Here is a 12,670-nt window from a genome sequence, read left to right on the forward strand (position 1 = left end):
GAAGTAGACGAAACCCTGCCCCATAGACGTTTCTGCGACAGCCGCATTCTGGGACAGCCGCATTCTGCGAGGCTAGAGGCTGCACCTACCGTTGCCATCACGCAGCCATCCACATAGTTATGAACCTGCGTATCGCCACCCGCTTCGCAGGTGATACGGTTGTTCCGAAAGAGGTCTGCCATCCATAGAATAACTGCCGGTGCTTGCTAAATAAAGCCGTTGGCGTCTTTCTTTTCTCCGAATGCCAGATCAGCTATCCTTCCAAGCTTTGCTGTATGTGGTGGATTGGGCAGTGCAGATCGTAACCAAGAGGCAGGCAGCGCCGCCTGACTTACCGAGGCTAATCCAAGACGTTCTGGCAGAGCTGGGATATAACGTAGATGCTGCCGCAGTAGCGGAGCAGGTTCGCCGCTTGGACATCGGGCTGCCGGCCGAGGACGAGTTCTCAGTCGTGTGCGCTTGGCTTGGAAAGTGCCAGCTACTACACAAGCTTGACCAGCATCAAGTGCCAATCTCGTCTAAGCAGGAGTTCCAGGTCCCCGACCTGCTTGCCAAGTTCTCGACCCAGACCAGCAAGACCCCTGTACTGATCGAGGTGAAGTCGAAGAACGAGCCCCGGCTGTCCTTCAGGCCAGACTATCTCGAACGCCTTCAGAACTACGCCGATCTAGTAGGAATGCCTCTACTCGTCGCGTGGAAGTTCCACACCGTTTGGATGCTGTTCGAGGTGAGGCACATGAAGAAAGCGGCCAAGAACTTCAACATCACGCTGAATACTGCGATGCAGGAAAACCTCCTCTGCTCCCTTGCTGGCGACGTTGCCTACAAGATTGGCGCGGGTGCCGGGGTACATCTTAGATTTCGCAAGGACAAGCTGCTTAGCAGCGAGAAGACTGAAATCGGGTACGTCGAGCAGTGGGCGATGACTATCGACGATGTGTACTTCACCAATAGCGAGGGTGGCCGCTGCACAGACCTTGATGGCGAAGTCCAGTCATTATTCACCGCATGGGATCTGGATGAAAAGGAGGAGCATGCCGACACTCACGTTCACCGACACTATGTGGCTGGAGCTGAGGGAATGCAGTTCGCTCACACGACCCTCGTCCAGCTGCTGAACTGGGAGTCGTCGAGTGATGAGCGGCCACACTGGCGTGGGTTGCTTCGGAAGGAGCAAGTCACTGCGAACGTCACGGACTTCGCAGCAGCGCTAGATATGGCGTTCCGTAAAAAAGTGGTATCCCATATTTTCTATACTCAACCCAATGCGTTACCAGATTTCTTAAAGCCATCAGTGTGAGCTTAGAGAAATCTGATATCAGAACGTAGATAAATGGGAGATTCGGCATCTTGAAGTCATTTGGCGTGCCCTGACAGCCAGCGTCGGCTGCTGCTCTGAACGCAATCACTGGGCCGACCCGAACATCAGTAAGCGGGTGACCGCTATGAAGTTGTGACCGAACACGTGCGATGAATCGATGGGTGGCAGCAACCGCTGCACAGCAGACATTAGCAATCAGCATCTACATGCCAAGCCCGTAGCAAGTGAATTAGGCCCTTGAAGATGACGATCACCAGATTAGGTCTATACGACTAATTCTTCAATCAAGTCCATGGCCGCGGCAAGCACCCAGCAAGATCAATCCGCGCTCAGCAGCCGAGGCCGCACTGCCGAGGCCCCCTCAACTTTCAAGTAAGCGATCCTGATCTTGAAGCGCTCTTTCAGCGATTGAAGTGCAGCTTCCAATTCCCTGGTCTCATCGGTCAAGGTTTTAACGATGAAGCGATCAGTTGCCGGATCGTAGTGGCCGCTGTATAGGAGTTCCAGCAGCCTTGCATCCTTGGCCAGCGTTTCGCCAATGGACTGGTTGATCTGCTCTGCCTCGGTTTTGTTGAGCTGGCTGTTGACCAGCTTCACTAGCGCATATTGTGGCTGGGAGTCGATGTACTTTTGGTCCTGAGGGCGGAGGTTCTTGACATATACCTTTAGCGATGGATAGCCCGCCCGGGTATTGTCCATCTCGGATTGCATGTGGCGGTCAGCAAAGTAGTCCTCCAGTTCCTTGTTGAGTTGGGCGATAACGGCAGATGCCCGGATGTGCTGGTTGACGGTCCCTGGGCTCAGATCCTTGTTGCCGTTTTGGAGAAGGTTCTCCTTGACGGCTTCATAGAGAGGGCTGCCGGGTGGAAAGGTCGTGACCGTTTGCGCAGTGGCCATGCCGCTGAGAAATACGACCAGCAAACACCCAACCATACGGCTCTTGAGCATCGTCCACACCTTTGAAAAACAGGGGCAGTTGTTGCCCGAAGCCCGAATGGGATTTCAAGCGATGACTCTAAGTACCTCGTCAGGAGAGATGTGGGAGATTTGAGGCCGTTTGCACTCAGCCACGCAGCGACATGCCTAAATCCTGCAGATCCTGCGCGCACCGTCGCAGGTGCGCCTGCATCTTCTCGGTTTGCGCCAGCATCGGCTCCAGCGCATGGCTGCAAGCATCCACCGCGGCAGCAAACGCAGCCACCATCTGCACGCACACAGCATTTTGCAAAGCCGCGTAAAGCGCATCAGGGCCAGTAACACCCGCTGGCAGCACCACGGCAGCGGCTTCCGTTGGCAGCACCGGCAACCCATAGCCCCCCCAAATGCCCTCGCAGTGGCTCGCGGATCTCTACCTCAACCAGCGCAGCAACCTCAGCAGACCACACAGACAGCGGACCCGCGTACAACTTCAACAACCCAGGCAGCGCTGAGATGGTCTGACGCCAAGCGGCGCGCTGCATGGCCGCCTTGCAGTGCTGCGGCCGCTTTGCTCCTGGGCCAAGGCCAGTTGCAACTGCTACAGCTGGGGCGGCAACTCGGTGTCGATGGCGCCTTGCACGTTTTCTTCCAGGTGATGCAGCAGCCACCTCGGCCGGTTTGCGCTGTTGGCAGGCCTGGGCGGGGGCAGTATCTCGGTGATGGCGGGGGAGGGGTTGTTGGTGGAGGTGGCGTCGGGCAGTCTTTGAGTGGCGGCTGAAGCCCGCTACGGCGGTGCCTGGGGGGGGGCCTGGCGCGCTTGCGCCGAAGCCATTTTGTGAAATACGCCACGCGCGAGGCCAGAACACGGCGACACTACCCCCACACTGGGCCGGCATCTTCGGGTTCTTGGGGTGACAGGGCCCGCAGGACGCTCCACCGGCATGCCCGGCGCCGTAGTCCTCTCCTTTCTTTTGGAAACCTTCAACATGTGCAAACGCGCTCTCCAGACCACTGCCGCCGCAGTGATCTTCGTTCTTTCAGCGCCCTTCGCCACCGCGCGTACGCTATGCACGCTGATGGCAGACGCCGATTCCGGCCAGCTGCTGGTGCAGCAAGGCCCGGCCTGCTCCGAGCGCGTGACACCTGCCTCGACTTTCAAGCTCGCCATCAGCCTCATGGGCTATGACGCGGGAGTGCTCAAGGATGCTGCAGAGCCTGCCTTGCCGTACCAGGCGGGCTATCCGGATTGGGCGGGCGATGCCTGGCGGCGGGACATCACGCCGACCACCTGGATGCGGGATTCGGTCTTCTGGTACTCGCAGCAGGTGGTCAAGCGGCTAGGGCAGGAGCGCTTCGCGCACTATGTGAAGGCTTTCGAATATGGCAATGCCGATGTCTCTGCGGTACCGGTCGATGAACCGGGGCAGAACGGGGTCTGGGTGATGAGTTCGCTGCGTATCTCGGCCGAGGAACAGCTCGCGTTCATGCGCAAGATCGTGCGCCGCCAACTGCCGGTGAGTGCACATGCCTATGACATGACCGCCGGCATTTCGAACTACGGCACCGAGGTCAACGGCTGGACTGTGCATGGCAAGACGGGCACCGGGTCGCCGGGCAGCGACCACCGCTATGACGCGAACCACGCGTATGGCTGGTACGTCGGCTGGGCGACCAGGGGCGCGCGCAGGCTGGCGTTTGTGCGCCTGATCCAGGATGCGCAAGCCCTCAAGCCCAACGCAGGGCTGCGTGCGCGCCAAGAGCTCCTTGGGCTTTTGCCCACCACCGACCAGTAAGAAGGGCATCGCCATGGTCGTGCTGCGTCGCGCGCTTGCCGCCGTTCTTTTGCTTTTCAGCGCGTCCTGCGTTCCGGCCCAGACCTTGGCGCTGACGTTTGATGATGGCCTGGACCCTTCAACCGAGCCTGCGGCCGCATCGTGGAACCGGCAGATCCTGAAGTCGCTCGGCGATGCGGGCATCTCGTCCATGGTGTTTCCGTCACTGGTGCGCACCGGCCGGGGTGAGGGGCTGGACCTCATCGGGGACTGGGGGCGTGCAGGCCACGCCGTGGGCAACCACACATCCCGGCACCGCAGCCTGGGATCGCCTCAAGTGCCGCTTGCGGACTTTATCGGCGATGTCAAGGAGGCCGGCGCCGTGCTGAGCCGGGTACCTGGTTGGACGAAGATGCTGCGCTTTCCGTACCTCAAGGAAGGCAACACGCTGGCCAAGCGGGACGGCATGCGCCTGTGGATGCAGGCCGCAGGCTACAGGGCGGCTCCGGTGTCGATCGACGCGAGCGACTGGTACTACAACCAGGTGTATGTGGCCTGGCTGAACGAAGCAAATGCCGCCAAGGCCGACCAGGTGAAAGCCGCGTACATCGCACATCTGCTGGACCGCGCGGCCTACTACGACGGTCTGGCCCGGCAGGTCCTGGGCCGCAGTCCAGCCCATGTGATGCTGCTGCACACCAACAGGATCAATGCTGCCGCGCTCGATGAATTGATCCGGGCATTCCGGGAGCGCGGGTGGAGTTTCACCACGGCCAGGAGCGCCTTCGATGACCCGATCTACACCGAGCAGATCGATACCTTGCCAGCAGGCGAGAGCATCCTCTGGGCCAGCGCCAAGGCGGCGGGGATACCGGGTCTGCGCTACCCGGCCGAGGATTCCGTCTACGAGGCGCCCCCGCTACGCGCCCAGGGACTGATACCGGCGCACATGCCGCAGTAATGCACTGGCAAGGGGTTTGACGATGGTGCGGCAGGGGAGCCCAGCTGGGCAGTGCCAGCAGCTCGCCGTCTCTCGGCATCGGTTTGCGCAACACCACCCAGCGCAGCGGGCGGCGGCCCTCAGCGCGGTAACCGTGCCAACCAGCGGCGGCGGGCCTGTGTACGGCCTTCGGCAGGTGGGCGATGCCCCTTTGGCGCGCAAAGCCTGCGGTCTGGTCTTCTGCCCGAAGCCGGACGGGTGCCGTGAGCGCTTGACATTCAACTTAACTTGAACCTTAAGCTCGCTGTCTTCTCACCACATCCGATGCTGCAAGGGTAGACATGCAAACCATCTTGGGGGCCAATGGCCAAATCGCGACCGAGCTGGCGCGTGCGTTGAAGCGCCACTACACGCAGAACCTGCGCCTGGTCAGCCGCCAGCCGCGCAAGGTCAACGGTACCGACGCACTGGTCCGTGCCGACCTGCTCGATGCCATACAGACCCTGGACGCAGTGCGTGGCAGTGAGGTCGTGTATTTCACCGCTGGCCTGCCGCCGGACAGCGGATTATGGGAAACGCAATTTCCGGCCATGCTGCGTAACGCACTCGATGCCAGCCGGGCAGCGGGGGCCAAGTTTGTCTACTTTGACAACACCTATATGTATCCGCAAAGCGCGCAGCGGCAAACCGAGGAAACCATTTTTGCCCCGACAGGGCGCAAGGGCCGCGTGCGGGCCTCGATGGCCGAGATGGTGCTGGCCGAGATGCAGCGCGGCGATATCCCCGTCGCCATTGCCCGTGCGCCAGAGTTCTATGGCCCCGGCAAGACACAGAGCGTCACCAACACGCTGGTGATTGCGCCGCTCAAGGCTGGCCGAAAGGCCAAGGTACCGGTACGGGACGACACGCTGCGTACGCTGATCTGGACGCCCGATGCCAGCCGCGCGATGGCGATCATTGGCAATACGGAGGATGCATACGGCCAGACCTGGCACCTGCCTTGCTGGGACGAGCGCCTGACTTACCAAGCCTTTGTACACCTGGCCGCCACCACTTTCGGGGTGGCGCCACGCTTCCGCGTGCTGAGCCACTGGGCGCTGGTGGCTGCGAGCTTGGTGTCCAAGCCGGTGCGCGAGCTGCGCGAACTGCTACCCCGCTACGCGCACGACCTTGATTTTGATTCGTCCAAGTTCCGGCGTCGTTTTCCGCATTTTGTGGTCACCAGCTACGAACAGGGATTGAGGCACATCGCGCAAGCGCCTTCCTGAGTACCCCGCGTTCCCTGCAGGGCGCCGCCCAGCGCGAGGATGGCGGCCACCCTGTGCCGGCCAGGGCGCTAGGGCTGCCAGAGCGGAGCCGGACCGGCCCGGGAGGTGTTTGCCGCGCAATGCGATTTGAAGACCTGCTCAGCTGCCGGCGCCGTTGGCCCGCTGCTTGCGCCCGGCACGCATCAGCTGGCCCATCTTCTCTTGGGCAGCGGATGCAGAGGGCAGGGATGCAGACGGCTGTGCCAGCACATGGGTGAGCACGCGGCGCGCGTTGTCTTGGCAATCCATGTCATCTGGCCGCGCCTCTATGTCGGCCAACAAGGCCTGCACCTGCCTTTTGCTGGTTTGCAGCTGTTTTTCCATGGCCTTGATGTCGGCCAGTTTCTGGCGCAAGGTGGCCACGACCCTGTCATGGTCCCAGCCTTGCAGGCCGCGTGGCAGCAATGCGCGAATGTCCTCCAGGCTGAAACCCACCTTTTGCGCCATGACCACCAACCCCAGCATCTGCACCATCTCCGGCGGGTAGCTGCGGTAGCCGTTCAAGCCCCGCTGCGCCGCTGGCAGCAGGCCGCTTTGCTCGTAGAAGCGGATGCGCGATGTGGACAGACCTGTGCGTTTGCTCAGTTCACCAATATTCATACGTCATTCTCGTGATGCATTGAACGTCCCTGCACGTTGAAGCTTACTGCGCCGGCAAGGCCAGTGCTGCAGAGGCGGTTGGTGATGCGCGCCCTCCACCCGCCATGCCAGGGGACCCAACCGGGCCATTGCCGCACGCGGCCCACTGACAACGTCTTACACAGCGGTGCAACAGCCTTGTTTTAACGTTCACAGGCTTGGCACCCTTCATTTTCGTCAACCGCTAGGAGTTTTTCATGTCCTTTGTCACTACCAAAGACGGCGTCCAGATTTTTTACAAAGACTGGGGGCCCAAGGACGCACAGCCGATCGTCTTTCACCATGGTTGGCCGCTGAGTGCTGACGACTGGGACAACCAGATGCTGTTCTTTCTTGCCAAGGGCTTTCGCGTGGTTGCGCATGACCGCCGTGGCCATGGCCGCTCCAGCCAGGTCAGCGAAGGCCATGATATGGACCATTACGCGGCGGACGCTTCGGCAGTAGCCGAGCATCTCGATCTGCAGCGGGCCATCCATGTGGGCCACTCCACCGGCGGTGGGCAGATGGCGCGCTATGTGGCCCAGTATGGCCAGCCCCAGGGACGGGTGGCGAAGGCCGTCCTCATCAGCGCCGTGCCACCATTAATGGTCAAGACCCCGGCCAACCCCGAAGGCACACCGATGGAGGTTTTTGACGGTTTTCGCGCCGCGCTGGCCGCCAACCGTGCGCAGTTCTACATCGATGTGCCCACTGGCCCCTTCTACGGCTATAACCGCGCTGGGGCCAAACCGGTACAGGGCACCATCCAGAACTGGTGGCGCCAAGGCATGATGGGCAGCGCCCAAGCGCACTATGAAGGCATCAAGGCATTTTCAGAAACGGACCAGACGGCCGACCTGAAGGCCATCACCGTGCCCACCTTGGTGCTGCAAGGCGATGACGACCAGGTGGTGCCCTATAAAAACGCGGCGGTGCTGCAAGACCAGCTGCTGGCCAACAGCGAGTTGAAAATCTACAAGGGCTATTCGCACGGCATGCATACCGAAAACGCGGATGCCATCAACGCAGATCTGCTTGCGTTCATTCAAAAGTAAGCGCTAGAAGACCGGTGCGCCCTGCTGATGAGCCGCCTTGGACCCTGCGGCAATGGTCCAGGGTGGGCGCGCCGAACGGCGCCCTGGATGGATAGGCACCTGCATTAACCCATGGGAGCCATCAGGCCCCGATGGGCGTCCTGCCCATCGACAGCGTTCCAGCGCAGGACAGGCTTTGCTATGGCCATCCACTGCCGTTGCGCCTTGCACGGCTTTGCGCCATCAAGACGCTGGTGGCACAGGCACGCGCTGCGCAGGCCGGCGTGTTCGCCAGCCACTGGCCATCAGCATCAACAACACCAGCAGTATCGAGCCCCATTGGCCCAGCGTAGGCACCGGGGTGGCTACCGCGTTGACGGGGACGCCGCCAACGATGGTCAGCGTTGCCAGCGCCGTGTTGTTGGCGGTATTGCTGTCTGTGCTATCGGTCACAGCCGCTGTGGCAGCAAAGCTGCCTGCCGCTGTGGGCGTGCCGGTGATGGCACAGGTGACACTGCCGCCGACTGCGAGATTGGCAATATTGCAGGCGCCTAACACCAGGCCTGCGGGCAGGCCGGTCACCGAAGCGGCAGCGCTTGCACTGGCAGGCGCCGTACCACCGTTGGTGATGGTGATACTGCCGCTATAAGCCGTTCCAACCGTGCCTGCGGGGAGGTTGGTGCTCACGGCCAGGTCTGGAAAAGCACCTACGGCAATGGTGGCGACGGCGCTGTTGTTGCGGGGGTCGAGATCGGCCGTATCCGTGGCAGCCGCCGTCACAGCGAAGCTGCCTGCGGTGGTGGCGGTGCCATTTACGCTGCAGGTAACGCTGGCGCCGGCGGCCAGATGGGCCACATCGCAGCTGCCCAGCGTGAGTCCATTGGGCAGGCCTGTGATGGACACCGAGGCAGCGGCATCTGCCGGTCCCGAGCCGTTGTTGGTGATGGTGACCGTGCCGCTGTACGGCATGCCAACCGTAGCGTTGCCAGGCAAGGCGACTGCCATCACCAAGTCGGAAAACACCACCTTGCGGACCACCCCGTTATAGGCGTCACTGATAAACAGGGCGCCTGCGCTGTTGAACGCGACCGCCGAAGCGCCTCTCAGTTGTGCACTGGTAGCAGGACCCCCATCGCCCGAATAGCCGGCAGCACCGGTTCCGGCCACTACCGTGTTGACGCCATTGGCGTCCACTTTGAGGACGTTGTTATCCTGCCCGTTGGAAATATAGAGATTGCCGACATGGTCAAAAGCGAGTCCCGAGGAGTAGCGGCTGGTTCCCATGTCATTGCTGAAGTTTGCTCCTGGCACCGAGCTGATGATTCCCCCGGCACCGATCTTGCGCACGACCCGGTTCTGTACATCGGCCATGTGCAGATGGCCCGCTGCGTCAAAGGCGAGCCCGGTGGGGAAGTTCAGGGCCGCGCTGGTGGCGGCTCCTCCATCGCCGCTGTAGCCCGCAGAGCCCACGCCCGCAACCGTGGTGATGGCGCCGCCGCCCTCTACTTTGACAACGAGGTGTTGAAATGCCAGCGACGTGTAGAGGTTGCCGCTGCTGTCCACCGCTATTCCGAATGGACTGCGGCCATTCAAGTCAGAGAACAAGGTCACCGTGCCGCTGGCATCGATCCTGCGAATCCCTCCCGCCATCGAGCCCACATACAGGTTGCCAGCGTTGTCGAACGCGAGCCCGGTGATATCGCTGAAGGAGGCGCTGGTGGCAGGGCCACCGTCCCCACTGTTTCCCGCTGCTCCATTGCCCGCAAACGTGGTGATGCTTCCATTGGTATCTACCTTGCATATGACATTGCTTTCGGCTATGTATAAATTGCCTTGGCTGTCCACTGCGATATCGTTGCCGCCGTACTCCAGATTGACCTGGGTTGCGGCCCCACTGCCGCAACTGCTAATAGGAGTAATGGCGGTGCCGGTGCCCGCCACTGTCGAGATAGTCTGGGCCTGTGCGATACCGGTAAGGGCGAGCAAGCCGGTGATGACCAGGCTTCGCCTGGCAGAAGACGAGCCAATAAAACGTTTGAACCACATGGGAAATACTCCTGAACCCCATAGATCTGTTATGAGGGGATGGTAATCATTGGTTTGGTATGGATACCGTCTCCAGCTGCACGCTGGGAGGTCAATAGCCAGGGAAAGCAGAGCCATTCATTCGACTGGTCATTGGATGGCTGGGCGCCTATAAAGAGGCAGTGCTTATTGAGTCAAGGGGGTGAATGGCCGCCATCACAAAAAAATAATATATATTCTTGATGCGGGTCTATTGGGTAATAGAAGGCATGACTATGGCGGCAATATTCCATGATATGGATATCGGATGGCTGCAAAACACCTCATGCTGGGGCCGGATAACTTTGAGGCATGATTGTCTTTTACTCCATTCGGACAATCACGTAGAAATAAACAAAGAGTTTTGAATGAAATCAAAAATACCAGGCGCGCTCTCGCTCGGATAATGGGAGGGTTTGAATGCCTGTGGCGCTGAAAATGCAAGCTCCGCGGTGTTAGCTGCGATAAAGGGGTGCCATTTAACCCGCTGTGCGGCCATGCGCCCACTTTCCTGGGAAGCGCATCCCGGCCTCAGGCCTTGCCGGTGTGCCCCTGGAGGCGCCAGGTGGATAGGCAGGAGCCCGCGCTCCATGCCGCGCATGGCACCGTCTTGCCAGCGCGCAATCATGCAGTCTGCGGGCGCAGATCCTGCCAACGATAGCCCAGCACCGCCACCACGATGGTGCCCATGCCCAACCACTGAGGCACGGTGGGGTGGGTGCCAAACCAGAGAAGATCCACGGCCAACGCAACTGCCGGGTAGATAAAACTCAGCATCGCCACTGCCGGGGCGCTGAGCCGCTGAAACGCGCCGTACATCAGTCCATACATCCACGCGGTGTGCAGCAGCCCCAGAATCAGCACGCAGACCACGGTGCTGGCACTGGGAAGACCGGTGCTGTGGCGCATGGCCTGCAACAGCGCAGGGGCGGACCAGCATGCCAATGCGGCGCCGCCTGCCAGCATCTGCACCATCGCAATCTGCGCAGGCGCGATGTTCTTGACCCGCCGGGTGGTGATGACGGTGACGGTGTAAAGCGCGGCAGCCAGCAGCGCCAGCGCTATTCCCCATACCGGCGCGCTCGTGGACGGGGCCACACTGGCCACGGCATCCGTGCCCAGCCCACTGCTCAGTACCACGCCGCACAGTGCCGGCAGCATCCATAGCAGCTTGCGCCAACCGATCGCCTCGCCGCCCAGCGCTGCCGCCAGTACCAGCATGAAAGGCTGCACATGGTAGACCACGGTGGCAACGGCGATTCCCACGTAGGCATAGGCATGGAACAGCGCCACCCAGTTGGCGACCAGGGCCGCGCCACCGAGCACCATGGAGAGCCAGCCCGACCTGCTCGGCGGCACCCAGGCATGTTGCCACAGGATCCACAGGCCCAATCCCAGCGCGCCAAGCAGGCAGCGCAGCAGGACGACATGCTCTACCGGCAAACCACTTTCGATGACGACCAGCCCGATCGTCCCTGACAGAGCCATTGCGGCCACCATGCGCCAGGTGCCGCCGCCTTGCACTGCAGTGAATGCACTGGCCTTGACTGGAGGGATGCCCGCTACGCTTGAGGAGTTCATGATTTCATCGAGGAGATAAGAGGATTGCGATGGTCAGGCCTTTCGATAGAATTGACAATATGGCTTGAAAACAATTAATTGTTGCCTGTGATGCAACGATCGATGCCCATGAATACCGACTCTCTTCCGCTCGCCGACATGCAGGTATTTGTCCAGGTGGTGGCCCAGCATAGTTTTGCCGGTGCGGCACGCCACCTGCGCCTCACCACCAGTGCCGTGAGCCGTAGTGTAGGCCGCCTGGAGTCCGAGCTGGGGGTGAAGCTGCTCAACCGCACGACCCGGTCCTTGTCGTTGACGGAGGTAGGTGCGGCCGTGCACGCCGATTGTGTGCTGATGCTGCAAAGCGCCGAGCTTGCGGTGTCGCGTGCCACTGCGCACCGCCAACAGCCGCAGGGCGTGTTGCGCATGAGTGCCCCCTTGGTCTTTGGCGATTGGTGGCTGGCCCCGCTGCTGCCCGGTTTCTGCGCGCTTTTTCCCGAAGTGCAAGTCCAGCTGACCATGCGCGATGAACTGCTCGACCTGACCGCCGAAGGGCTGGACCTGGCGATCCGCATCAGCGGTGCCGATGCGCTGCCGCCCGCGATGGTGGCTCGGCCGCTCAAGCGCATTCGTTATCTGCTGGTCGCGCACCCAGCCTACCTGCAGACCCGGCCGCCCATCACCGAACCCCAGGATCTGATGGCCCATCGCTGCATGAGCCTGGGTTATGGGCCATTTCAGAACGTGGTGGAACTCGCTTGCGTTGCGAGCCCTGCTGCGCCCCCCGTCAAGCTGCGGCTAAACACGCCCATCACGATTGCCAGCAGCCATGGTTTGCTCAACGCGCTGCAATCCAATGCCGTCGCTGGCATTGCGCTCATGGCCGAATTCGTGGCCTGCAACCATCTCGCCCAGGGCAGTCTGGTGGAGGTGCTGCCCGGCTGGCAGTTGGTGGGAAGCTATGCCCCTCGGACCGCCTATGCCTTGCATGCACCAGGCCCCCATGTACCCCCTAAATTGCGGGCCATGCTGGACTATTTGCAAAGCCAGACCGCCGAGGCGGTGACGAGCGGCACACCCCTTGCAAGCGCTGGTTCCAGGTAGCTCGGCAGGCAACAGCGGCCACTGGTCCGCAT

11 protein-coding genes are annotated in these 12,670 nt (G+C 61.1%); 6 read left to right on the top strand and 5 right to left on the bottom strand.

Annotated features, from left to right (window positions below):
* The first annotated feature begins 292 nt into the window (after nt 1-292).
* Nucleotides 293-1,300, top strand: a complete 1,008-nt coding sequence (locus ACCQ08_RS08810) for a restriction endonuclease (RefSeq protein ID WP_373449534.1) — start codon at nt 293-295, stop codon at nt 1,298-1,300.
* 339 nt (nt 1,301-1,639) lie between these two features.
* On the opposite strand, the gene ACCQ08_RS08815 is transcribed toward ACCQ08_RS08810, so the two are convergent.
* Both ACCQ08_RS08815 and ACCQ08_RS08820 read right to left on the bottom strand, forming a co-directional pair.
* The gene (locus ACCQ08_RS08815) at nt 1,640-2,269 is read right to left on the bottom strand and encodes a hypothetical protein (protein WP_373449535.1); all 630 of its coding nucleotides are present in this window, start codon (nt 2,267-2,269) and stop codon (nt 1,640-1,642) included.
* Nucleotides 2,270-2,384: 115 nt separating this feature from the next.
* Nucleotides 2,385-2,597 carry a hypothetical protein gene (locus ACCQ08_RS08820; protein WP_373449536.1) on the bottom strand — a complete coding sequence of 71 codons (213 nt, stop codon included), beginning with the start codon at nt 2,595-2,597 and terminating at the stop codon, nt 2,385-2,387.
* Between the two features lie 628 nt (nt 2,598-3,225).
* On the opposite strand from ACCQ08_RS08820, the gene blaOXA reads away from it, so the two are divergent.
* The 3 genes from blaOXA to ACCQ08_RS08835 all read left to right on the top strand — a co-directional run bounded on the left by blaOXA (nt 3,226) and on the right by ACCQ08_RS08835 (nt 6,219).
* Complete coding sequence (gene blaOXA / locus ACCQ08_RS08825) at nt 3,226-4,032, top strand: class D beta-lactamase (protein WP_373449537.1); 807 nt, start codon at nt 3,226-3,228, stop codon at nt 4,030-4,032.
* A gap of 13 nt (nt 4,033-4,045) precedes the next feature.
* Nucleotides 4,046-4,972, top strand: coding sequence for a polysaccharide deacetylase family protein (locus ACCQ08_RS08830; RefSeq protein WP_373449538.1), 927 nt, complete (start codon nt 4,046-4,048; stop codon nt 4,970-4,972).
* A gap of 320 nt (nt 4,973-5,292) precedes the next feature.
* Nucleotides 5,293-6,219, top strand: coding sequence for an NAD-dependent epimerase/dehydratase family protein (locus ACCQ08_RS08835; protein WP_373449539.1), 927 nt, complete (start codon nt 5,293-5,295; stop codon nt 6,217-6,219).
* 138 nt (nt 6,220-6,357) lie between these two features.
* Here ACCQ08_RS08835 and ACCQ08_RS08840 read toward each other — a convergent pair whose 3' ends face one another.
* Nucleotides 6,358-6,858, bottom strand: coding sequence for a MerR family transcriptional regulator (locus ACCQ08_RS08840; protein WP_373449540.1), 501 nt, complete (start codon nt 6,856-6,858; stop codon nt 6,358-6,360).
* Nucleotides 6,859-7,094: 236 nt separating this feature from the next.
* Here ACCQ08_RS08840 and ACCQ08_RS08845 point away from each other — a divergent pair, with 236 nt between their 5' ends.
* Nucleotides 7,095-7,931, top strand: a complete 837-nt coding sequence (locus ACCQ08_RS08845) for an alpha/beta fold hydrolase (RefSeq protein ID WP_373449541.1) — start codon at nt 7,095-7,097, stop codon at nt 7,929-7,931.
* A gap of 222 nt (nt 7,932-8,153) precedes the next feature.
* Here ACCQ08_RS08845 and ACCQ08_RS08850 read toward each other — a convergent pair whose 3' ends face one another.
* A complete protein-coding gene (locus tag ACCQ08_RS08850; RefSeq protein WP_373449542.1) occupies nt 8,154-9,956 on the bottom strand; it encodes an IPTL-CTERM sorting domain-containing protein in 1,803 nt (600 codons plus the stop codon).
* A gap of 642 nt (nt 9,957-10,598) precedes the next feature.
* Entirely contained in the window at nt 10,599-11,555 is a 957-nt protein-coding gene (locus ACCQ08_RS08855; protein WP_373449543.1) for a DMT family transporter, read from the bottom strand.
* A gap of 108 nt (nt 11,556-11,663) precedes the next feature.
* Between ACCQ08_RS08855 and ACCQ08_RS08860 the strand changes: the two genes are divergently transcribed.
* A complete protein-coding gene (locus ACCQ08_RS08860; RefSeq protein WP_239812531.1) occupies nt 11,664-12,638 on the top strand; it encodes a LysR family transcriptional regulator in 975 nt (324 codons plus the stop codon).
* Nucleotides 12,639-12,670 lie beyond the last annotated feature (32 nt).

Origin of the sequence: Comamonas sp. SY3, assembly GCF_041730275.1 — a bacterium.
Taxonomy (GTDB): domain Bacteria; phylum Pseudomonadota; class Gammaproteobacteria; order Burkholderiales; family Burkholderiaceae_C; genus Comamonas; species Comamonas sediminis.